Origin of the sequence: Psychrobacter sp. JB193 (assembly GCF_002285555.1) — a bacterium.
Lineage (GTDB): Bacteria > Pseudomonadota > Gammaproteobacteria > Pseudomonadales > Moraxellaceae > Psychrobacter > Psychrobacter alimentarius.
The window spans coordinates 205023-227815 of the sequence record NZ_NRGY01000002.1 but is presented as its reverse complement, the minus strand read 5'-3'; the positions used below and the strand labels follow the sequence as shown (position 1 = coordinate 227815).

General features: G+C 44.2%; 17 protein-coding genes, 2 tRNA genes and 3 rRNA genes. 8 read left to right on the top strand and 14 right to left on the bottom strand.

Annotated elements, in window-relative coordinates; translation table 11 throughout:
• Window positions 1-28: 28 nt before the first annotated feature.
• From CIK80_RS08730 to CIK80_RS08685, 10 genes are all read right to left on the bottom strand, one after another.
• Entirely contained in the window at window positions 29-1081 is a 1053-nt protein-coding gene (locus CIK80_RS08730) for a 5'-nucleotidase (protein WP_062845574.1), read from the bottom strand.
• 347 nt (window positions 1082-1428) lie between these two features.
• Window positions 1429-2718, bottom strand: coding sequence for a TRAP transporter large permease (locus tag CIK80_RS08725; protein ID WP_062845575.1), 1290 nt, complete (start codon window positions 2716-2718; stop codon window positions 1429-1431).
• A complete protein-coding gene (locus CIK80_RS08720) occupies window positions 2715-3242 on the bottom strand; it encodes a TRAP transporter small permease subunit (protein WP_095569697.1) in 528 nt (175 codons plus the stop codon). Before CIK80_RS08720 ends, CIK80_RS08725 begins: the two co-directional genes overlap by 4 nt.
• A gap of 17 nt (window positions 3243-3259) precedes the next feature.
• Window positions 3260-4318 (bottom strand): TRAP transporter substrate-binding protein, encoded by a 1059-nt coding sequence (locus CIK80_RS08715; RefSeq protein WP_062845577.1) that lies wholly within the window; start codon window positions 4316-4318, stop codon window positions 3260-3262.
• A 529-nt stretch (window positions 4319-4847) separates the two neighbouring features.
• Window positions 4848-4961 (bottom strand): 5S ribosomal RNA (gene rrf / locus CIK80_RS08710).
• 161 nt (window positions 4962-5122) lie between these two features.
• Window positions 5123-7977 (bottom strand): 23S ribosomal RNA (locus CIK80_RS08705).
• Window positions 7978-8319: 342 nt separating this feature from the next.
• Window positions 8320-8395: transfer RNA gene (locus CIK80_RS08700), tRNA-Ala, on the bottom strand.
• A 7-nt stretch (window positions 8396-8402) separates the two neighbouring features.
• A tRNA-Ile gene (locus CIK80_RS08695) sits at window positions 8403-8479 on the bottom strand.
• Window positions 8480-8553: 74 nt separating this feature from the next.
• Window positions 8554-10092: ribosomal RNA gene (locus CIK80_RS08690) — 16S ribosomal RNA — on the bottom strand.
• The 16S, 23S and 5S rRNA genes sit together here with 2 tRNA genes alongside, the layout of an rRNA operon.
• 694 nt (window positions 10093-10786) lie before the next feature.
• Entirely contained in the window at window positions 10787-11350 is a 564-nt protein-coding gene (locus CIK80_RS08685) for a DNA glycosylase (RefSeq protein WP_343286958.1), read from the bottom strand.
• Between the two features lie 419 nt (window positions 11351-11769).
• On the opposite strand from CIK80_RS08685, the gene upp reads away from it, so the two are divergent.
• Both upp and CIK80_RS08675 read left to right on the top strand, forming a co-directional pair.
• Window positions 11770-12429, top strand: a complete 660-nt coding sequence (upp, locus tag CIK80_RS08680; RefSeq protein WP_062845579.1) for a uracil phosphoribosyltransferase — start codon at window positions 11770-11772, stop codon at window positions 12427-12429.
• Between the two features lie 82 nt (window positions 12430-12511).
• The gene (locus CIK80_RS08675) at window positions 12512-13264 is read left to right on the top strand and encodes an SDR family NAD(P)-dependent oxidoreductase (protein WP_095569696.1); all 753 of its coding nucleotides are present in this window, start codon (window positions 12512-12514) and stop codon (window positions 13262-13264) included.
• A 24-nt stretch (window positions 13265-13288) separates the two neighbouring features.
• On the opposite strand, the gene CIK80_RS08670 is transcribed toward CIK80_RS08675, so the two are convergent.
• On the bottom strand, window positions 13289-13957 hold the full coding sequence (locus CIK80_RS08670; RefSeq protein WP_095569695.1) for a hypothetical protein: 669 nt from the start codon (window positions 13955-13957) through the stop codon (window positions 13289-13291).
• Between the two features lie 336 nt (window positions 13958-14293).
• Between CIK80_RS08670 and CIK80_RS15505 the strand changes: the two genes are divergently transcribed.
• The 3 genes from CIK80_RS15505 (at window position 14294) to CIK80_RS08660 (ending at window position 16298) form a co-directional block, all read left to right on the top strand.
• Window positions 14294-14608 (top strand): alpha/beta hydrolase, encoded by a 315-nt coding sequence (locus CIK80_RS15505; protein WP_257011723.1) that lies wholly within the window; start codon window positions 14294-14296, stop codon window positions 14606-14608.
• Window positions 14609-14613: 5 nt separating this feature from the next.
• Window positions 14614-15243 (top strand): alpha/beta hydrolase, encoded by a 630-nt coding sequence (locus tag CIK80_RS08665; protein WP_257011722.1) that lies wholly within the window; start codon window positions 14614-14616, stop codon window positions 15241-15243.
• A gap of 218 nt (window positions 15244-15461) precedes the next feature.
• A complete protein-coding gene (locus CIK80_RS08660; RefSeq protein ID WP_095569694.1) occupies window positions 15462-16298 on the top strand; it encodes an alpha/beta hydrolase in 837 nt (278 codons plus the stop codon).
• A 237-nt stretch (window positions 16299-16535) separates the two neighbouring features.
• On the opposite strand, the gene CIK80_RS08655 is transcribed toward CIK80_RS08660, so the two are convergent.
• From CIK80_RS08655 to tyrS, 3 genes are read right to left on the bottom strand one after another with little or no spacing between them, the layout of a single operon-like run.
• Complete coding sequence (locus tag CIK80_RS08655) at window positions 16536-16775, bottom strand: DUF1653 domain-containing protein (RefSeq protein WP_095569693.1); 240 nt, start codon at window positions 16773-16775, stop codon at window positions 16536-16538.
• Window positions 16776-16804: 29 nt separating this feature from the next.
• Window positions 16805-17383 carry a GNAT family protein gene (locus CIK80_RS08650; RefSeq protein WP_095569692.1) on the bottom strand — a complete coding sequence of 193 codons (579 nt, stop codon included), beginning with the start codon at window positions 17381-17383 and terminating at the stop codon, window positions 16805-16807.
• A 59-nt stretch (window positions 17384-17442) separates the two neighbouring features.
• Entirely contained in the window at window positions 17443-18657 is a 1215-nt protein-coding gene (gene tyrS, locus CIK80_RS08645; RefSeq protein WP_095569691.1) for a tyrosine--tRNA ligase, read from the bottom strand.
• A 119-nt stretch (window positions 18658-18776) separates the two neighbouring features.
• Between tyrS and CIK80_RS08640 the strand changes: the two genes are divergently transcribed.
• The 3 genes from CIK80_RS08640 (at window position 18777) to CIK80_RS08630 (ending at window position 22637) form a co-directional block, all read left to right on the top strand.
• Window positions 18777-20147: an anhydro-N-acetylmuramic acid kinase gene (locus tag CIK80_RS08640; RefSeq protein WP_095569690.1), complete on the top strand. Its 1371-nt coding sequence runs from the start codon at window positions 18777-18779 to the stop codon at window positions 20145-20147.
• Window positions 20148-20404: 257 nt separating this feature from the next.
• On the top strand, window positions 20405-21676 hold the full coding sequence (gene fabF / locus CIK80_RS08635; protein ID WP_257011776.1) for a beta-ketoacyl-ACP synthase II: 1272 nt from the start codon (window positions 20405-20407) through the stop codon (window positions 21674-21676).
• A gap of 124 nt (window positions 21677-21800) precedes the next feature.
• Window positions 21801-22637: a hypothetical protein gene (locus tag CIK80_RS08630; RefSeq protein WP_095569688.1), complete on the top strand. Its 837-nt coding sequence runs from the start codon at window positions 21801-21803 to the stop codon at window positions 22635-22637.
• The last annotated feature ends 156 nt before the right edge of the window (window positions 22638-22793 follow it).

Genomic DNA, 22793 nt, shown 5'->3' with positions numbered 1-22793 from the left:
TTATCCTTTTGATTGAGTTTTTAGATAATTAATGACGCACAGCAAAAAGTGGACGCTCTACCGGTTTAAAAGCCAACAATGCCGCATCTTGCTTAGAGGTTAAATAACTGTCCCCATGTAGCAATGAGGTCGAATGATAAGGAACGAGCGCCGTTGGAATGAAGTCACGTGCCGCATCGATGTGCTGGATCGAATCATCAAAAAAGATATGCGGCGCAAACGTTCTAAGCACGGCTGTTTTTTCTAAACCGCCCAAGAAAAATGCCATGTCCACATTGACGCCCCACTCTCGCAGCGTTTTAATCGCTCGCAAGTCAGCAGGCGCATTACGAGCGGTGACCAAAGCAATTTTGATTGGAGAATATTGAAGCCCAGCTGGTAGACGCTCTTGTAAGTTTGATAATTTAATCAGCAATTCAGCATAAGGTCCTTTTTCAATTGGCAAATCACGCATTTGTGTTTCGCGATCATGAAAAGCTCGCAGACCTTTTTGTTTATATAGCAGCTCCCCCGAATCATCAAAAAGCACTGCGTCGCCATCAAATGCAATGCGTAGCTGATTGGTGTCCAACTCATAAGTATTGACAGGGGTCGCATCCAAGATTGCGCAAGCACAGATATTGGCATCTGCAACTTGCTGTGCATCATCACGGTTTGTGGTCAAAAACAAGTCGACATTGAAATCTTTGATATAGGGAGCAATTGGACTACCCGAAATAAAAGCAGATCGTGAAATATTCAGTCCATGCGCCAAAATGGCATTGAGTACTTGGATGCCTGTGTCTGGACTACTTTTTGAGACGATAACGACTTCGACTAACGGCGCTTCTATTTCTGAATCCTGTCCATTCTTATCTGCACAATATTCGTTCAAATTTAATAAAGCTTTGATCAATGGGTAACCAGCGCCAATATTTAAAGGCTCATTCTCACGTTCAGTCATATAATCGCGAAATTCTTTGATAGCGCTTGCTGGTTTTTGCTCCAATAATTGTACTAAATGGTTTTCAGATTCTGTTAAATCAAAAAGTGCGGTTGCAGAAATTGCGACTATTAGCGTGTTACTAAAATCGACTGCCATGACTGTCTCTACTTATCATATAAAAGGGTGGATACGAAAATACCAATCAGTTTACTACATCCATCAGATTTTAGAATGATAAGAAAAGTTATCGTCCTGCCATACACTGTAATCAAAAACCACCTTGGTAACCAAACACTGTCTCAAACAATTTTTGCTATTTATAGTTATTTTAGATGTCGTGTAGGGCATCTTTTAATTGCTCATCGCTATATCAACTCAGTTTACCAAATTTTTGATTTGCCATAAAAAAGCCACATCGTTATGACAACAATATGGCTTAAAAAATAGAACGGCTTATTAAACTGTGGATTTTTAGCTTGTGAGTTTATTACTACGAATAAAACTTACGTCAATAACACCAAAGAGATGGCTGGAAAAGCGACCAAAATGCCCAATCGAATCACATCTGAGACAATAAAAGGTGCGACTCCTCGAAACATATCACTAAGCTTAATGTGCGGTGCCATCGCTTTAATGACAAAAATATTCATCCCCATAGGCGGTGTAATCAAACCCAGTTCTACCGTCAATACAGCAATAATACCAAACCAAACAGGATCAAACCCTAGTGCCACAATGATTGGATAAACCACTGGAATCGTAATAACCAACATGGCTAAGGCGTCCATAAATAGCCCCAGTAAAAAGTACATGACTAGAATACAAATCAGTACAATCATCGGGCTGACCGATAGAGTCCCAATCCAAGTGGCCATTGTATAAGACAGACGTGATACGGAAATAAAATAACCCAATGCCTCTGCACCAAGTAGCATAAAAAAGACCACTGCTGATAGTGCAAGCGTTTCAATGAGTGACTGTTTCAGGCCTTTTAAGCGCATACCTTTGGCAAAAGCATAGGCCCATGATACAAAAGCGCCAACTGCTGCGCCCTCTGTTGGGGTAAATAGCCCAAAGAAAATACCAGCGATAATAATGATAAAAATGAAGCTGAACGGTATTAAACCAGTCAATGATAGTAGCTTTGCTTTCCAAGACGTTGGTTCACCGCGACGTGCGAGATGCGGTTTCCAGCGTACCATAATCATAACAGTGATAGAGTACATCACCATACCTAAGATGCCAGGCAAAAAACCTGCGATAAACATATCACCGACAGATTGCTGAGTTAAAATAGCATAGACCAGTAATGCAATACTGGGAGGAATCATAATCCCTAACGTACCGCCAGCCGCCAAAACGCCACAGGCAAAACCTGGCTGATAGCCATACTTTTCCATTTGAGGTAGCGCGACCTTTGTCATTGTAGATGCAGTCGCCAAAGAAGAGCCTGAAATAGAAGCAAAAATACCAGATGAGCCAATACCTGCAATACCAAGGCTACCTCTTACCCCGCCAAATATAGTTCTAGTAGCGTCAAACAATTTGCCAGCCATACCTGAATGAGTCGCAAATACACCCATTAGAATAAATAAAGGAATGGCACTAAAATCATACTTTGCCAAAACATCCACTGGAATGTCTTTGAGCATTTGCAGTGCCCCACTTGGCGCAGTCACAGCACCAAAACCGACCAGTCCCACGCCCAACATGGCCAATGCCACTGGCACTCGCAGCACCACCAATACAATCATGACCAGCAAGCCAATGGCACCAATAATTTCTGGACTCATGCGCCTGTCTCCTCGGCGTCAAAGAACTCGCCCGTTTTAAAGATATTGATGGATTCGATCAGCGAGCGAATGGCAAGCAAAAGGCTCAGAAAGGCACTAAACATATAAATGGGCATCATTGAAACTCTAAGATCTTGAGTGACCTTGCCATACTCCATAGCATCAATTGCACTTTCATAGAGCCCCCACGAGAAAACGATCCCAATAACGAAAAAGCCCAACATAAAGACGCCCATCATGTAACCTTTAATAGTCTGAGGCATCTTTTGGGTGAATACATCGACGATAATTTGTGATCGCTCTACAAAGGCGGCAAAAGCGGCAAGTAAAGCAAATAACATAAAGTAAGAGACAATCTCTACACTGCCCTTTACCGTAAACCCAAACTCGCCACCCGTGAGCTTAAAAATATAACGAGCCGTCACATCTAGCATGGTCGCTAACACGATGATGATAAGACTGATACCGCCAAAAAACTGGCATAGCCTAGAGATGAAGGTACTGATTTTAATTAAAAAGATCATGTAATACCTCCAGTAGGCTATACCTTACAGGCTGCGCTAGCAGCTTTGGCTTTTTCATAGACACTATCAGCATCCAGACCTAATGCTTTGACATCACTCAAATATTTTTTAGTACCCTTTTCAAGCGGGCCTTTCCAATTTGGATCATTGAGTGGGTCAGGAATCTCGATAATTTCGTCACCTTTATCTTTAGCCGCTTGTATGGCCATCTGATCATGCTTATCAAATACCTCACCCACTTTATTAGCAAGGGCCATACCTGAATTTTTATCCAAAACTTGTTTCAAATCATCAGGCAGACTGTCGTACTTGTCTTTATTCATCGTCACCATGAGTGCCGAGCTATAAAAAGGAATATTGGTATGGTACTTAGTAATTTCGTCAATTTTAAAAGCCGTTACGGCTTCCCATGGGAAACTGAGACCATCAACAACACCGCGCTGTAAAGAGGTGTACATGTCATTTGCAGGTAGACCAACAGGTGATGCGCCTGCACTTTCAATAATGTCACCAGCGACTGCCGAAGGACGACGAATGCGCATACCTTTCATATCCGCAGGTGTACGAATCAGTTTGTCAGTGGTATGCAGAGAGCCTGGTCCAGCGCCATACATAAATAGCATATGCGTGTCTTTGTATTCACTGGCAAGCGTTCCGTCTTCATAGAGCGTCTGTAGCATACAACCCATCTGAGTGGCTGAATTTGATAAACCTGGAAGCTCAGTAATCTGAGTCAGCGGAAAGCGACCACTAGTATAACCATGGGCTTGTGAACCGATATCAATGGTACCTTTAGCAGCCGACTCATAAGTGACGTCAGCTTTCGCAAGACCTGCTGATGGATATAACTCTACTTTTAAGCGACCATTAGAATCTGTTTCTATTTGCTTAGCCCAAGGTTCAAAAACTTCTGTACTAATGGAAGAAGTCGCTGGCCAAAAATGAGAGAAGCGTAAGACGGTCGTATCTTGAGAGGTTGCAGATGATCCATCAGTTGTGTCAGCTGACTGGTTAGAACAGCCAAAAAGGCTGATAGCGGCTAAAGCACCAATTGAAAAAAGAGGAGCTAACTTCATTATCAATTCCTTTTGATAATTGTAGGGGTAGGAACAACACGTAAATTCAATACTTTGATTCGATAGAAATTACTTTATTTAATCAGTTAACACCTCCATGTTATTAACTTAAATAAAAAGACTGTTTAAAATTATCAGTTAAAACGATATAAGTCAAATCATTTTAATAAACCTAGATAGTGCTATATTCCTTAGGAAAAAGATAATGGTCACAAAACCCAATATCTAATATTTTGGATACAATAGTGGCATTCAAACGTTGATGATTTGAAAAAGAAAGATATGAAGGAATTGATATTATGGATAGAACTAAAAAGACGCGCAAAGAAAAGCCCCTTGATACGTTAGTATCAAGGGGCTAGTCAGAATAGAGAGCTGACGATGACCTGAGCGCCGTTAAGGCAAAGCACTGCTTTGCTAGGCAGCGCAAGAGCAAATCCTTTAAATAGGATTTGCTGTGTAGGTCACTAAGAATAAAAGATAAAAAAAAGAGCCACCCCGCTAAGGATGACTCTTTTTAAGTATAAGGAGCTGACGATGACCTACTCTCACATGGGCGAACCACACTACCATTGGCGCTACGATGTTTCACTTCTGAGTTCGAGAAGGGATCAGGTGGTTCCATCGTGCTATTGTCGTCAGCAAAGGGGGTTAGATATGAGTCTGTTTGTGTGACTTTGATAAGTACCACATAACCTAACTGAATCAAGGTTAACGGTGATATCGAAATGTTCTTTCTTATTCTAAAGCTTTCGCTTTACAAGATAGATTAATTAGACTTGATACAAACCACTTGGGTGTTGTATGGTCAAGCCAAACGAGCAATTAGTACAGGTTAGCTACACGCATCGCTGCGCTTCCACACCCTGCCTATCAACGTCCTAGTCTTGAACGGCTCTTTAGGGAAATCTAATCTTGAGGTGGGCTTCCCGCTTAGATGCTTTCAGCGGTTATCCCATCCGAACGTAGCTACCGGGCAATGCCACTGGCGTGACAACCCGAACACCAGAGGTTCGTCCACTCTGGTCCTCTCGTACTAGGAGCAGATCCTCTCAAATTTCCAACGCCCACGGTAGATAGGGACCGAACTGTCTCACGACGTTCTAAACCCAGCTCGCGTACCTCTTTAAATGGCGAACAGCCATACCCTTAGGACCTGCTTCAGCCCTAGGATGAGATGAGCCGACATCGAGGTGCCAAACACCGCCGTCGATATGAACTCTTGGGCGGTATCAGCCTGTTATCCCCAGAGTACCTTTTATCCGTTGAGCGATGGCCCTTCCATACAGAACCACCGGATCACTAAGACCTACTTTCGTACCTGCTCGACTTGTGGGTCTCGCAGTTAAGCGCGCTTTTGCCTTTATACTCTACGACCGATTTCCGACCGGTCTGAGCGCACCTTCGTACTCCTCCGTTACTCTTTAGGAGGAGACCGCCCCAGTCAAACTACCCACCATACATTGTCCTCGGTATTGTTATACCTGAGTTAGAACCCCAACATGACCAGGGTGGTATTTCAAGATTGGCTCCACCAAGACTAGCGTCTCGGCTTCAAAGCCTCCCACCTATCCTGCACAAGTCAGGTCAAAGTTCAATGTAAAGCTGTAGTAAAGGTTCACGGGGTCTTTCCGTCTAGCCGCGGGTACACAGCATCTTCACTGCGATTTCGATTTCACTGAGTCTCTGCTGGAGACAGCGCTGCCATCATTATGTCATTCGTGCAGGTCGGAACTTACCCGACAAGGAATTTCGCTACCTTAGGACCGTTATAGTTACGGCCGCCGTTTACTGGGGCTTCGATCAAGAGCTTCGCTTACGCTAACCCCATCAATTAACCTTCCAGCACCGGGCAGACATCACACCCTATACGTCCACTTTCGTGTTTGCAGAGTGCTGTGTTTTTAATAAACAGTTGCAGCAGCCTGGTATCTGCGACTGCCAATAGCTTACGGAGCAAGTCCTTCACCATCAGCAGCGTACCTTCTCCCGAAGTTACGGTACCATTTTGCCTAGTTCCTTCAGCAGAGTTCTCTCAAGCGCCTTGGTATTCTCTACCTGATCACCTGTGTCGGTTTAGGGTACGATTCGTTTATGACTATCGCTTAGAAGCTTTTCCTGGAAGCATGGTATTTGCCACTTCGCTGTACAAGTACAGCTTGCTATCAGATCTCGGTATAAAATAGCCCGGATTTACCTAAGCTATAAACCTACATCCTTCCACCTGGACAACCATCGCCAGGCTGGCATAACCTTCTCCGTCCCTCCATCGCATCATAAACAAGTATCGGAATATTAACCGATTTCCCATCGACTACGCCTTTCGGCCTCGCCTTAGGGGTCGACTCACCCAGCCCCGATTAACGTTGGACTGGAACCCTTGATCTTCCGGCGTGCGAGCTTTTCACTCGCATTATCGTTACTCACGTCAGCATTCGCTCTTGTGATACCTCCAGCATGCTTTACAACACACCTTCACAGGCTTACACAACGCTCCCCTACCACTTGAAAACAAATTCAAATCCGCAGCTTCGGCTCCTAGTTTGAGCCCCGTTACATCTTCCGCGCGGGCCGACTCGACTAGTGAGCTATTACGCTTTCTTTAAAGGATGGCTGCTTCTAAGCCAACCTCCTAGCTGTCTATGCCTTCCCACCTCGTTTCCCACTTAACTAGGAATTTGGGGCCTTAGCTGGCGGTCTGGGTTGTTTCCCTCTCCACAATGGACGTTAGCACCCACTGTGTGTCTCCCGGATATCACTCATCGGTATTCGGAGTTTGCATCGGTTTGGTAAGTCGGTATGACCCCCTAGCCGAAACAGTGCTCTACCCCCAATGGTGTTCGTCCGAGGCGCTACCTAAATAGCTTTCGGGGAGAACCAGCTATCACCGAGTTTGATTAGCCTTTCACCCCTATCCACAAGTCATCCCCTGGCTTTTCAACGACAGTGGGTTCGGTCCTCCGGTGCCTGTTACGGCACTTTCAACCTGCTCATGGATAGATCACTCGGTTTCGGGTCTATACCCTGCAACTAGACGCCCTATTAAGACTCGGTTTCCCTACGGCTCCCCTAAACGGTTAACCTTGCTACAGAATATAAGTCGCTGACCCATTATACAAAAGGTACGCGGTCACCCAACAAGTGGGCTCCCACTGCTTGTACGCACACGGTTTCAGGTTCTATTTCACTCCCCTCACAGGGGTTCTTTTCGCCTTTCCCTCACGGTACTGGTTCACTATCGGTCAGTCAGGAGTATTTAGCCTTGGAGGATGGTCCCCCCATCTTCAAACAGGATTTCTCGTGCCCCGCTCTACTTAATATGTTAATGCTAATGTTTCGAATACAGGACTATCACCTACTACGGTCAGCTTTCCCACGCTGTTCTTCTACATTAGTACTAATCGGCTTCTCCCCGTTCGCTCGCCGCTACTAGGGGAATCTCAATTGATGTCTATTCCTAAGGGTACTGAGATGTTTCACTTCCCCTCGTTCGCTTCCTAATAAATTAGGATACCTAGCTTATGCTAGGTGGGTTTCCCCATTCAGAAATCTCCGGATCACAGGATATTGCCGCCTCCCCGAAGCTTATCGCAGGCTGTCACGTCTTTCATCGCCTCTGACTGCCAAGGCATCCACCATGTGCGCTTCATTACTTGACCATACAACCCCAAGTAGTCTTTCGACTAAGTAGTGTCATACACTCTAATTAATGATAACGATATCACCTATGTTTACGCTTGATTCAGTTCTCTTATTTCTTTTTAGCAATCAACCCCTGGGATAACAACTGATGTCGTTAAAGAGCTGATTGCTAAGGTTAAGATGTGCGCGTGAACACGCTCATCCTAACCCAGACTCATATCTATGTTTTTAAATAGTCTCTATGCTCTCGTCGAGTCATAGATTTCCGTATAAAACAGAAAGAAGTAATCTTATTAAAATCACTTATTTCTATTTAATACCTATTTTATTTATTCGCACTCTAAGCTTAACTAAAGTAGTGGTGGAGCCAAACGGAGTCGAACCGTTGACCTCCTGCGTGCAAGGCAGGCGCTCTACCAACTGAGCTATGGCCCCATATAAATGGTGGGTCTAAGTGGACTTGAACCACTGACCCCCGCGTTATCAACACGGTGCTCTAACCAGCTGAGCTACAGACCCAATACGTTCGCTAAAACGTAAGCTTAAACTAAAGAACAACTTGTTGTGAATTCTTGCTGACCGAATGCTGTCTATAAGGAGGTGATCCAGCCGCAGGTTCCCCTACGGCTACCTTGTTACGACTTCACCCCAGTCATCAACCACACCGTGGTGATCGCCTTCCTTACGGTTAGGCTAACCACTTCTGGTGCAATCAACTCCCATGGTGTGACGGGCGGTGTGTACAAGGCCCGGGAACGTATTCACCGCGGCATTCTGATCCGCGATTACTAGCGATTCCTACTTCATGGAGTCGAGTTGCAGACTCCAATCTGGACTACGATAGGCTTTTTGAGATTCGCATCACATCGCTGTGTAGCTGCCCTCTGTACCTACCATTGTAGCACGTGTGTAGCCCTGGTCGTAAGGGCCATGATGACTTGACGTCGTCCCCGCCTTCCTCCAGTTTGTCACTGGCAGTATCCTTAGAGTTCCCGGCTTAACCCGCTGGTAACTAAGGACAAGGGTTGCGCTCGTTGCGGGACTTAACCCAACATCTCACGACACGAGCTGACGACAGCCATGCAGCACCTGTATTCTAATTCCCGAAGGCACTCCCGCATCTCTGCAGGATTCTAGATATGTCAAGACCAGGTAAGGTTCTTCGCGTTGCATCGAATTAAACCACATGCTCCACCGCTTGTGCGGGCCCCCGTCAATTCATTTGAGTTTTAACCTTGCGGCCGTACTCCCCAGGCGGTCTACTTATTGCGTTAGCTGCGTCACTAAGTCCTCAAGGGACCCAACGACTAGTAGACATCGTTTACGGCGTGGACTACCAGGGTATCTAATCCTGTTTGCTACCCACGCTTTCGAGCCTCAGTGTCAGTATGATGCCAGAAGGCTGCCTTCGCCATCGGTATTCCTCCAGATCTCTACGCATTTCACCGCTACACCTGGAATTCTACCTTCCTCTCACCTACTCTAGCCTGACAGTATCAGATGCAGTTCCCAGGTTAAGCCCGGGGATTTCACATCTGACTTATCAAGCCACCTACGCTCGCTTTACGCCCAGTAATTCCGATTAACGCTTGCACCCTCTGTATTACCGCGGCTGCTGGCACAGAGTTAGCCGGTGCTTATTCTGCAGCTAATGTCATCGTCTCCGGGTATTAACCGAAGAGTCTTCTTCACTGCTTAAAGTGCTTTACAACCAAAAGGCCTTCTTCACACACGCGGCATGGCTGGATCAGGGTTTCCCCCATTGTCCAATATTCCCCACTGCTGCCTCCCGTAGGAGTCCGGGCCGTGTCTCAGTCCCGGTGTGGCTGATCATCCTCTCAGACCAGCTACAGATCGTCGCCATGGTAGGCCTTTACCCCACCATCTAGCTAATCCGACTTAGGCTCATCTAATAGCGAGAGCAACAAGTTGCCCCCTTTCTCCCGTAGGTCGTATGCGGTATTAATTCGAGTTTCCCCGAGCTATCCCCCACTACTAGGTAGATTCCTAAGTATTACTCACCCGTCCGCCGCTCGTCATCTTCTAGCAAGCTAGAAATGTTACCGCTCGACTTGCATGTGTTAAGCCTGCCGCCAGCGTTCAATCTGAGCCATGATCAAACTCTTCAGTTTAATCTTGCTATGAAGCTCTTTAAAGAAGCTTCTAAACTTGGCTCATCTAATCTGGCAAAATCGCTAAAAATTATGTTCGTAATGAATTAACTTTGAGTTTTTCTGCTGTCTTAAATGATAATTTTTATAGTTAATAATCTTCCCGAAAAGAAAAGATAGTCAACTTTATTTTTTAGCATCCTGAATCAGCAAAAATCCACACAAGTTGTTCTTTAGTTATGCTTTTAAATAGTCTCAATCACTGTCGTCCAGTCATCGATATATAGGGTATTACTTTCGCTATCTACTCATCCCGTTGCCGGTTAAGCTATCTAGCGAGCCGACTATCTTATCATAATGATTTGAATTGTCAAGCTTTTTTATAATTTGTTTCATCAGGTTAACGGCGTTAGTAATGTGTAATTTACACATCCTTCACTGCTAGTCCGTCTTGATGAGGGCGTATTATAGAGAGTTTGAACGAATTGTCAACCAATTTTATACAAGTTTCTTCATTTATTTTACCAAAATATGGAAATGCTAATTTTTTCAATAGCTTAGGTTTTGACTATTTTTGATAGATCGAAAGATCAGCTATAGGTATGTTTTTTATTATAGTTTGCCCTAGCAAAAATAATCGGTTTCAGTAGATAGATGGCTTTTACTATTTTTAGACTCTCTTTTCTATTGGAGCAATCCTCCCTATACTTTCACTTTATAACTTTCCCATTTTTTCAAAAAATGCTCTATAAGCAGCGACTTTTTTGTCTAATGCTAGCGGATAAGCGCGTGAGGTAGATGGCAACCTATATAAAGTTAAGTCATTAACAGAACTGGTTTGCTCATCGGTTTGCCACTGGTAAGGATAGTCCATACTTTGATTGGTCTTAGGATATTTTGATTTGGCTGGTGGGGTCTCAAGCAAACTCATCAAAACTTCTGTTGCTTTACCGCCTGTGGTAAATAAAGTCTTTACTTGGGGCACTTGCGGCAAAATATTGTCCAAATCAACGCGAGTAACGACTGTTAGGTTTTTATCAGAAGCATTGCCCGTCTCTCGAATGGCCTGTTTGACCGTGGGACAAGAAGCGATGCCGCGCTCAAACATAAAGGCACGAATACGTTCAGGATCGAAACGTTTTTCGTCGCCTACCCTAAAATAGTCAGCATCATCGAAGAACACACGACCATAAATCCGCCACATATCATTATAAAAGTTAGGATAATGAAAGCTCATTGCCCATTTATCAGCCGTGGGCGGGAACGTTCCCATCATCATAATAGTGGCATGCGCTGGCAGCACAGGAGGAAATGGATGCGTTTCTATTGCAGCGGCTCTTGTATCGGATAATATTGTCTGCTCAGCATCTGAGTTATTATGGTTTTGAACATTAGCAGGTTGTGTAGTCATGATATTCTTCATCAGAAAAGTGGTTTTTTTGGTATCATAGCAGGCCTAAACACTGCCTCACTTAGAGTGGCTTTATATAGCCAAGTATAGTGAGTGAAATACGGCCGGCTTTTATAGTGGTTATAGGCGCTGAAAAAATAACGCTGAGCCAATCTGGCTGTTATGGCTTTGATCTTACTATGTGGCCATAATTTATAGCGTTAAAGTGCGGTAAGTGTTTGTATCTTTTATACTAATAGCAACCGCAGTGACTGCGCAAGCATCAGACCAAAACCAAGAGAGTTCTTATGAGTGACTTAAACAGCGATTTAAACATTACGGTAATTGATCATCCACTAGTCCGTCATAAGCTCAGCCTAATGCGCGAAAAAGATTGTAGTACTTATAAATTTCGCACATTGACCAAAGAGCTTGCGCGCTTGATGGCTTATGAAGCAAGCCGTGATTTTGAGATTGAAACCTTCCCAATGCAAGGCTGGTGTGGCGAAATCACTGGTGAGCAAATCATCGGTAAGACAGCGACGATTGTACCGATTTTACGTGCGGGTATTGGCATGCTTGATGGGGTGCTCGATTTGATTCCTACTGCCAAGATTTCTGTTGTGGGTTTACAACGTGATGAAGAAACCTTACAGCCAGTGCCTTTCTTTGAAAAGTTTGTGAGCCACATGGACAAACGCCCTGCACTTATCATTGACCCGATGCTCGCAACGGGTGGTTCAATGGTTGCGACCATTGAGATGCTAAAGAAAAATGGCTGTACCAATATCAAAGCGTTGGTTTTGGTTGCCGCTCCTGAAGGCGTACGCTTAGTCAATGAAGCGCATCCTGACGTGACCATTTATACCGCTGCGCTTGACAGCCATTTGGATGAACATGGTTATATCATTCCTGGTCTGGGTGATGCGGGTGATAAAATCTTTGGTAAGCAATTATCAAATAGATAAATCGAATAGATAATTAGTATCAAGATAAAAACCGTCATCAAGATTATAAAAAAGCACACAGCATCAATGATAAGGAGCAGTAATGAACGTATTGATTACAGGAGCAAGTGCTGGTTTTGGTAAAGCACTGGCTGAGCGTTTGGTCGCAAAAGGTCACCGTGTCATTGGTTGTGCCAGGCGTTTAGAAAAACTTAATGCCTTGGCAGAGACTTTGGGCGAGAACTTTTTACCTGTGGTGATGGATGTCAGCGATACTGATTCGATTCCGAATATCATTGCCAATCTGCCGGACGGTTTTAATCAAATCGATGTCTTGGTCAACAATGCTGGTCTCGCACTCGGTACAGAGCCTGCATACAAAGCCAATCTTGATGACTGGATGCGTATGACCGATACCAACGTTAAAGGTTTAATCGCACTGACTCATGCTGTCTTGCCAGCGATGGTGGATCGTGACAGCGGTTACATCATCAATGTCGGCTCGATTGCGGGCAACTGGCCATACTTTGGCGGCAATGTCTACGGCGCAACCAAAGCGTTTGTCAAACAGTTCAGCTTAAACTTGCGCGCTGATCTGGTCGGTACGCAAGTGCGTGTGACCAATATTGAACCGGGCGTCGTGGCAGGTACTGAGTTTTCAAATGTGCGCTATCATGGTGATGACGATAAGGCTGCAAAAGTATATGATGGCTTTAAAACCATGACGGGTGAAGATATTGGCGATATTTTATTATGGCTGATTGAATCGCCCGCTCATATCAACGTCAATCGCTTGGAAGTAATGCCAGTGGCACAAACTTATAATGGTTTGACAATTGCCAAGCAAGACAAATAGACTTTTATCTTACGATAAAGCCTATCAACGTAATTCGTAAGACCGAAGCAACATAGTCTCTATAAACGTAGACTCTATGTTGCTTTTTTTTATATCCTCGATGGTTCTCTCATTGACCAAGCGTAAATCCTGAAAATCTAAAATCAAAACCTCATTTCGCAGGCGCTCACTGGTGCGTTTGTTGTGACGTATAGGGAATCCCAATACTTGCTTACCTGTGATTTTTATTTCATTAATAATCATCTCTGAGCCGTTTGTAGTCTTTTTTTCCATCATTTTTTTTGCATTAGCTATGACGGTGGCTGGATTGACTGTGGTAGTAAGTAGCTTGGTTTGTCGAACGCTTTTTGGCAAATCCCCTGCAAAAAATGATATCTGCTCTAGTGGCAAATACTGCGCGTGACGCGTCAACTCTTGACGAAATAATGCCGGCATATCGGTATTGAAACTGTCTTCTGTTTGCTGAGAGTACGCTGTAAACTGTCTGTGCAAGTAACGTCCAAACACAGTGGTGTTGACCCACTCTATATAGACATCGTTTGCAAGCAACTGGTTGGTGAATGTCTGCGCATCTGGTGTGATACGTCCTACCAGCATCGCTAGCAAAAAATCTTGCGGACTGATAAAGGTTTGCTGCTGCCAAACTTGCGGATAAAGACTATTATCCAATAGTGGTAAGGTCAACTTACTCATGCACTAACCTCCTTGTTTATTGGCAAACAGATGACTTACTAACCATCGTCGCAATTTCCACCACTAGTTTTTATGCTATGGTTCTTTTAATGATCCTAATATGTAGTCAATTCAATTTAAAATAAATACAGCAATGCCAACGTCATATTTGCTTGCTGTGCCTTCGCAGATAGAGGCGACGAAAATATACCGTTGGCAGTGGATTATCATTGTCGTACCTTTTTTATTTAGAATTAACTATAGCAGTCTTTTCTTGATGCAGGTTACCTAAAATAGTTGGCTAAATAAGTGGACATAAAATCGGCTACATTTACTTTAGACTTGCTGTGACTTGATATGAAAATAAACCGACTTTCTCTACCGACTCATTATCCATTCAAGACCATATATATCGCGGTGGCTGATGGCACGCAATTACCAGTTTCTGTTATTGGCAACGGTCAACCTATCATGATGCTACATGCTTATGGGATGGATGCACGGGAGTTTTTGCCATTTATTTTACCCTTAACAGGGCAATATCAATTTTACCTTCCGCACTTTAGAGGGTTTGGCGCGGCAAAGGATATCAAACTCACTCAGTTTGATTTCGTACGTGAGTATGCTGACGATACCAACCTTGTGAGCACATTTGTCTTGCTCACAAGGTAGAGTCCTTGCCCATCGCAGCGATTTCTATGGGTGCACTCGTCATGTGGTCTTACTTTACCTATTTTGGTGTATCTCGCGTCAGTCGTTATTTAAATATCGATCAAAGCCCTGTAATTCACAATCAATCAGATTGGGATGGAGGATTGTTTGGTGATCGACAACAAGCACTGTTTGAGACTTTTCAAGAGATTATCGATAAGACGCTGCCCTATGCGCATGTTGAGCGCTTCACGCACTTGCCGTTTTCTCTCAAACGCTGCGTGACCGACGTTGAACGCCTGTTTTCTTTACTATCGGTAAGTCGCCCGCGCTCAAAAGCCTTGGTAAAGATACTGACTCATCAAAACGATCATAAACTGGCATTTTATGACCATAGTACGTGGCAACACAAAATGCGCTGCCTACAAGCCTATTTGGCGATACCTTATGATTTTCGCGCTGTCACAGCCGATGTGACTATTCCAGTCGTTAGTCTTATCGGGGCCAAGTCAGAATTATACGATTTCAAATGGCAGCAAAAAATCACAAAGATGTTACCCAATGCCACTGATGTCATTCTACCGCATTCAGGCCATGCCGTACCTATAGATGAACCTATTCAGTTTTTTAAAACACTAAAAGAATTTCTACAATAGTAACTAGAATTTTACACAACCACTTCATAATTACCACTATAACTTTACGACTTGTCATAGTAATGGATTTAGACCAGTTTTATACTAAAAAGCGGTATTGAGCTGAACAGTCATAGGTTAAATAAGTACTTACCAAACAAGTACTAGGCTAGTTAACAGACACCAGCAAGTATCACTCATAAGCAATAAAAATAAAATAATTTCAAAAGGATAAAATCATGCCCTACGTTACAGTTGCAACACAAGACAATGAACCTGTCGATATCTACTATGAGATTCAAGGAAGCGGTAAACCTGTTGTGCTGATTCATGGCTGGCCGCTAAGTGGACGTGCTTGGGAAGCTCAACTTCCTGCACTGGTAGAAGCTGGTTACCAAGTCATTACCTACGACAGACGCGGCTTTGGTCAGTCATCTAAACCTTGGGAAGGCTACGATTACGACACATTGGCACAGGATTTAAAAGCGCTGATGGACACGCTGGATTTAAATGGCGCCACCCTTGTTGGATTTTCGATGGGCGGCGGTGAAGTCGCACGCTACCTCGGTAAATACGGCTCAGATCGTGTTGCCAAAGCGGTGCTTGCCTCTGCCGTTCCCCCGTATTTGTACAAAGCCGATGACAATCCCGATGGTGGTCTTGAAGATGCTGACGTACAAGCGTTTTTGGATGGCGTGCGCGAGGATCGAATCGCTTTCTTAAACGACTTTACTAAGAATTTTTTCACACCAAAAGATGGCTCATTGTTGGTCAGTAAACCCGTGCGTTTATATAACCGTGATATCGCCGCCTTTGCCTCGCCCAAAGCCACTTACGATTGTGTGAAATCTTTTAGCTACACTGATTTCCGTGATGATCTAAAAGCGTTTGACGTGCCAACTTTAGTGATACATGGCAATGCCGATCAAATCGTACCGCTCGAAGCGAGTGGTGAACGCTCTCACGAGATGATTGCAGACAGCCAGCTTCATATTGTTCAAGGTGGCCCGCACGGTATCAATGTCACGCATAAAGACGAGTTCAATGATGTGTTGATTGCATTTTTGAATAGCTAACGGCTTTTTAAATTGGCTAATGGTTTTTTAAGATGACACAAAAAAAGCGACTCTAAAAGTCGCTTTTTTATTTGCTTAATGATTTATGCATAACTCAAAACTATCGTAAATTTATTTTAAATCGATGCTCTGCGACTGGTATAAAGTTTTCCTTGCTTGCTGTTGTCACAGAGGCGGCGGAAAATTCATTCCCGTCACATATAGCGATTAATGTATCAATGCTATTTTGAGTTAATACTAGTCCGCCAATGCTTGAATCAATTCAAATCGTGGTATTTCTTTACCATCGACGGTGACCGTCTCGGCAAACATGCTTAAGGAGCGCACCCACACGCCATATTCACCGTACAGACACCTGTACACGACCAACGATTCTTCTGTTTCTGAATGGGTTGCCGTATGCAGCACTTGATATAAGCTGCCTTTGTAATGGCGATAAATGCCTTGAATAATTGTATTTTGGTTTTGGTGCGGCATAAGATTCTTATTTAGTTTGGTTACGAATGTTAGTAGCTTTTATTAAGCTTTTTTGTCAGCTCAACCTTTACTTGTGGCCATTCAGATTTTAATACACTATACATGACGGTATCTGAAATAACGCCATCACGACGGACTCGATTGCCTCGAATGATTCCATCTTTTTTTGCGCCTAGACGTTCAATCGCTTTTTGTGAACGATGGTTTTCGATGTCTGTGCGCCAGCCTACCGTTTGATATTTTAAATTTTCAAATATATAGGTAAGTAGCATGAGCTTACAGGTCGTATTGACGTGCGTCTGCCAATACGACTTGGCGTACCATGTGTAGCCAATCTCTAAGCGCTTTGTGAGCGGTAAAATATCGTGAAAACTGGTTGAACCAATTGCTTTACCAGTACGCTCATCAATGACGACAAAAGCTTGTCTGTCAGGCATTGAATCAGCGGTATTGATATAGTCGATGACCTTATTTGGCTCAGGTACAGACGTCACATTTATTTTCCATAGCTCACCATCTTGGCAGGCTTCAACCAAATCACTTGCATGAGTTAATGTTAATGGCTTAAGGATAATCCCGTTACTTGATAAAGTAGGAAGGTCTAACATATCTCTCTCCTCAAACCATCGCTATTTCAAAAAAAAATTGGCCCAATTAGCTATCTAAATTAACCTACCGTCACTTTGGCATAGGCTTTTTTGCCTGCTTGGATGACGACTGTCTGACCTGAGGTTAAGCTAAAGCCAGCATTGACCTCTTCGCCATCTACTTTTACTGCATTGCGTTTTAGCATGTCTTTTGCCGCCGCGCTGTTCTTGGTCAATCCTGCTTGGTTTAGTATCTGCGTGATAAACAAAGCATCTTGACCATCCTCAAGCGTTAAAGTCACTTCTGGCAAATCAACTGGCAACTCACCATCTGCTAATACGTTACCCGCTGATTTATGCGCGTTGGCAGCAGCATCGGCATCATGGAAACGCTCGATCAATTCTTCCGCCAAAATGCGTTTGATTTCTTGTGGATTACGACCACCTTCCATCTCACTCATCAATGCTTCGACTTCTTCCATTGGTTTGAAGCTTAAAAACTCAAAGTAGCGACGAATCAAAGTATCTGGCATTGACAGAATTTTTTGGTACATGGTGCCTGGCGCATCGTAGATGGCGACATAGTTGCCGAGTGACTTAGACATTTTATTCACGCCATCCAAACCTTCTAGGATTGGGACAGTGATACACACTTGCGACTCTTGACCATAGCGACCTTGCAAAGTACGTCCCATTAGCAAGTTGAATGTTTGATCGGTACCGCCAAGCTCGACATCGGCTTTTAGTGCGATAGAGTCATACCCTTGTACTAAGGGATAGAGAAACTCATGAATAGAAATCGGCGTTTGTGACGCATAGCGCTTGGAAAAGTCATCACGCTCAAGCATACGTGAGACGGTTTGCTGACTGGCAAGCTGAATCATATCTGCCGCTGTCATGTCGTTAAACCATTCTGAGTTAAAGACCACGCGGGTTTTTTCTTTATCCAAGATTTTAAAAACTTGCTCAGCGTAGGTGGTGGCGTTGGCTTTGATTTGTTCATCAGTCAATGGTGGGCGCGTGCTGTTTTTGCCAGACGGATCGCCAATCTTGGCCGTATAATCGCCGATTAAGAAATAAATCTCATGACCCAAGTCTTGAAAGTGCTTGAGCTTATTGATCAAAACCGTGTGACCCAAATGCAAATCAGGGGCTGTGGGATCAAAGCCTGCTTTGATACGTAGTGGACGATTGAGCTTGAGCTTGGCAACCAAATCTTCTTCCGATAGGATTTCTTGTGTGCCGCGCTGGATAAGGGCAAGCTGTTCTTCTAGGGTGTAGGTCTGAGTGGTCATGGGGATCTCTTAATGGTCTTTATAAAATGGTGAAAGTACTTGGGCTATTTAGAATCTCGTAGCCGTCAAAAAATGTTAGAATTTGGCAGATATACTAGCGTTTTTTAAGGTAAATTGCCATGACCAAGCCCGTATCAATGACTGATAACCCTCATAGTACCGATATAGATTTAAGTATAAATAGTGGTTTAGACGACCACGTACACAATAATGATGACTTAAATTATGCCACCTTGACCGAAGCACTTGAGCAAACGGTGTTTGAAAACTTCGATGATGGCTTATATATCGGCATGATGTCGGGCACAAGCTTGGATGGTATGGATGCGGTTCTTTGTCAATTTAGCGACTCAGCTAGTCAAGAAAGCGATACGCAGCAGCCCATGCGATTGTTGGCCACTTATAGCCAAGATTTTCCACCACGGCTGCGTGAGGTATTATTAGCGCTCTGCCAGCCAAATGGTGTGAGTCAATTAACACCAGCAACAGATGAACCCAGCAGTGAGTTGGATTGGTTTGGCTGGGCAAGTCGTGAGTATGGTGAATTTGCCAGTAACGTGGTCAATAGCTTATTGCAACAAGCCCAAGTAGAGGCTGAAGCGGTTTTGGCGATTGGCTGTCATGGTCAAACTGTCCGCCATCGTCCGCACATGGGTTTTAGCTTGCAGCTAGTCGATGCCAATATCATTGCTGAGCGTACTGGTATTAGCGTTGTCAGTGATTTTCGCCGTCGTGATATGGCAGTTGGTGGACAAGGCGCGCCTTTGGTGCCTGCTTTTCATCAAGCGCTATTTACCGCCACGGACAATACGCGTGTACTATTAAACTTGGGCGGTATCGCCAATATAACCGTCTTGCCAGCCGTCTCTCATGAGGCGGTAAATCATCACTCAAGTCACGTGATCGGTTATGACACAGGTCCTGCCAATCTGTTATTAGATGCATGGACGACACTGCATACCGACAAAGATTATGATGCAGGCGGTGCGTGGGCGCAGTCAGGACAAATCGTTGAGCCACTATTGAATCAGCTTTTAGAGCATCCTTTTTTTGCTAAGCCTTATCCCAAAAGCACTGGTCGTGAAGACTTTAATCTAGAATGGCTACAAGATGAGCTGCAAAAATTCGATCAAGCGTCTGTTTATACGCGCTATTCATCAGCAGATGTGCAAGCCACCTTGACCGAACTGACGGCGATCAGCGCTAGTATACAAATCAAGCAAGTCTTACTTAAAGAAAAACAAGACTGCGGTGCCATCTACGTGTGTGGCGGCGGTGCGCTTAATGATTATTTGATCGAGCGTTTGCAGGTGAATTTGCCTCATTGTACCGTGGCAACCACCGCAAGTTTAGGACTTGATCCGACATGGGTAGAAGCCGTTGCTTTTGCGTGGTTGTCAAGGCAGACACTAATGGGTGAATCGGGTAATTTGCCCGAAGTAACGGGTGCAAACAAGGGCGTGGTACTGGGTCAAGTTTGTTTTGCCTGACCAGTTCATTTAAGTTTACATGCGTAAACTAATGTGTTTTATAATGGTTGCCAAAATATAGTGATAGCGTTATAAATAACATAACGTTATCACATTAAAATATTAGGAAAACATCATCCTCTTAGGACCATAAGTATAGGATATATCGCATGAGCCAACACAGCAATTCACCTTCCGTGCAAGCTGCAAATAATACTGATGCTGCTCCAGAACAGAAAACGCGCCATAAGCCACCCCATTACGAACGCTCTGATGATATGCGAGTTGTGATCACAGGTATGGGTGCTATCACACCGCTTGGTCTAGACGTGGATAGTTCATGGACAAGCCTACTCAAAGGCGATAGCGGTATTGTGCCCATTACTCATTTTGATGCGACAGAGTACCGTGCGAAAATTGCAGGCGTCGTAAAAGACTTTGATGCCAAAAATTATATGAGCGCCAAGGACGCACGCCGTTATGATGAGTTTATTCATTATGGTATTGCTGCCTCAGCAATGGCATTGAAAAATGCAGGCTTCATTGATGAAGTCAGTGCGGCTGACAGTCCTGTAAAAGACGTTGATCAAGAGCGTTTTGGCATTATCTTAGGCTCAGGTATTGGCGGCATCCAAACCATTGAAAACAGTCGCGATATGCTACATGAAAAAGGTGCAACTAAAGTCTCACCTTTTATTATCCCAGGCTCTATTGTCAACATGGCGGCAGGATTGGTCGCGATTAAGCACAAATTGCAAGGTCCCAATCTTGCCACATCGACGGCCTGTACCACTGCCACGCACGCAATGGGCCTTGCCGCTCGTTTGATTGCCTATGGTGATGCTGATGTCATGCTGGCTGGCGGTAGCGAAAAAGGCTCCAGTCCACTTGGTATGGCAGGTTTTGGTGCCATGCACGCCCTATCAACCCGCAATGAGGAGCCAACCAAAGCCTCGCGTCCCTTTGATAAAGATCGTGATGGGTTTGTACTTGGTGATGGCGCAGGTATGGTGGTCTTAGAAAGCCTTGCTCACGCCAAAGCTCGCGGTGCAACGATTCTAGCAGAACTGGTCGGATTCGGTATGAGTGATGATGCCAGTCATATCACATCGCCACCAGAAGATGGTAGCGGCGCGGCAAGAGCGATGAAAAATGCGCTGAAGGATGCAGGTATTGAGCCTGCTGCAGTTGGATATGTCAACGCGCATGGCACGAGCACGCCTGCAGGTGATGTCGCTGAATCGATTGCTATCGAAACGGTATTTGCACCAGTGAAAGACAGCATTTTAGTGAGCTCAACCAAGTCCATGACTGGGCACTTACTGGGAGCAGCTGGCGGTATCGAAGCTATCTTTACGATACTTGCCTTACAGCATCAGCATGTGCCGCCGACCATCAATTTGGATAATGTCGAAGACAACTGTAATCTCGATTATGTGGCCAATCAATCACGCAAAGTGGAAAACCTACAGTACGCTGTGTCTAATAGCTTTGGCTTTGGCGGAACGAATGGCTCACTAATCTTTGCACGCTGGCCTATCAATCAGTAAGATGTAAACGCTGACAACGTGAGTCATCCTTACGTTGTAACGTTGTTGTCAGATTGGCTACGTTTGTCCACTTGCAGCCCCTTATCGTACTTGCGTATGATAAGGGGTAATTTTTGGAACATTTATGGACGATACCATGTCAAGCTACTCATTTTCCCAACATTTTTATCAGCGCTGGACGTGTGCTCCTGAACCGATACGCGCTGCCATCACTCAAGAGCTAGAAGATATCACCAACTTATTGCAGACAGAAACCCCTTTTGAAAGCTTTGTTTTTCGCACGCATGATTTGGATGCTCATGTCGATGAGCTGTATGAAAACCATGAAGCTGAGCAAGCCATTGCAAAAGCCATCATCGATAAACAAGAAAAGGAGCGTGCAGCAGATGAACAACAACGCTTAGAAGATGAAAAAAGCCAAGCAATAGCAGCTGCTAAGCAGCAAGAAGAAGACAGACGTCTTGAAACAGAAGCAACCGCGCAAAAAGAATTAGAAAAAAATGCATTATCAAAGTTAGTGACGGATAACAACAATCCGAATGCATCTACCGCAGCAAACGATGCAGATAAGACAGGTATTGATGGTAAGAATATCGAAAGTACTGAAAATAACGCTACTGACAATACTGGCAAAACCTCAGCTGACACAGACATTAAGACCATTGGTGAACCTGCCAATACCACAAATGAGACAAGCATCAAAACCGACAGTGCTATTAAGGCGATTAATACTAAAGCCAGCGCTGCCATTAGCTTGGCATTAAAAGATACAAACGCTAATACCAATCATCAAGCATTGATTCGTGAACTAGAAATGCAGATTGATGACTATCTCAGCGATCAGATGATGCTAATGTCAGAAAACCTAAAATCTTGGCTACGGGCCGAAGTCACTCAGCATTTAGGTGATCAAGGTATGCCAGTGAAGAAAGAAGAGGACATTAAGAAAAGTATTCATTAACAGCGAGCGCTGGATTGACAGTACGTTTCTACTAAAAGCTTCGACTAAAAATAGTCCAACGGCTCAATACCAAAAAACGCATAAAAAAAAGCCCCGCCTATGATTGACGGGGCTTTTTTATTTTATTCACGATACAAGGCCGTAAAACACCTTATC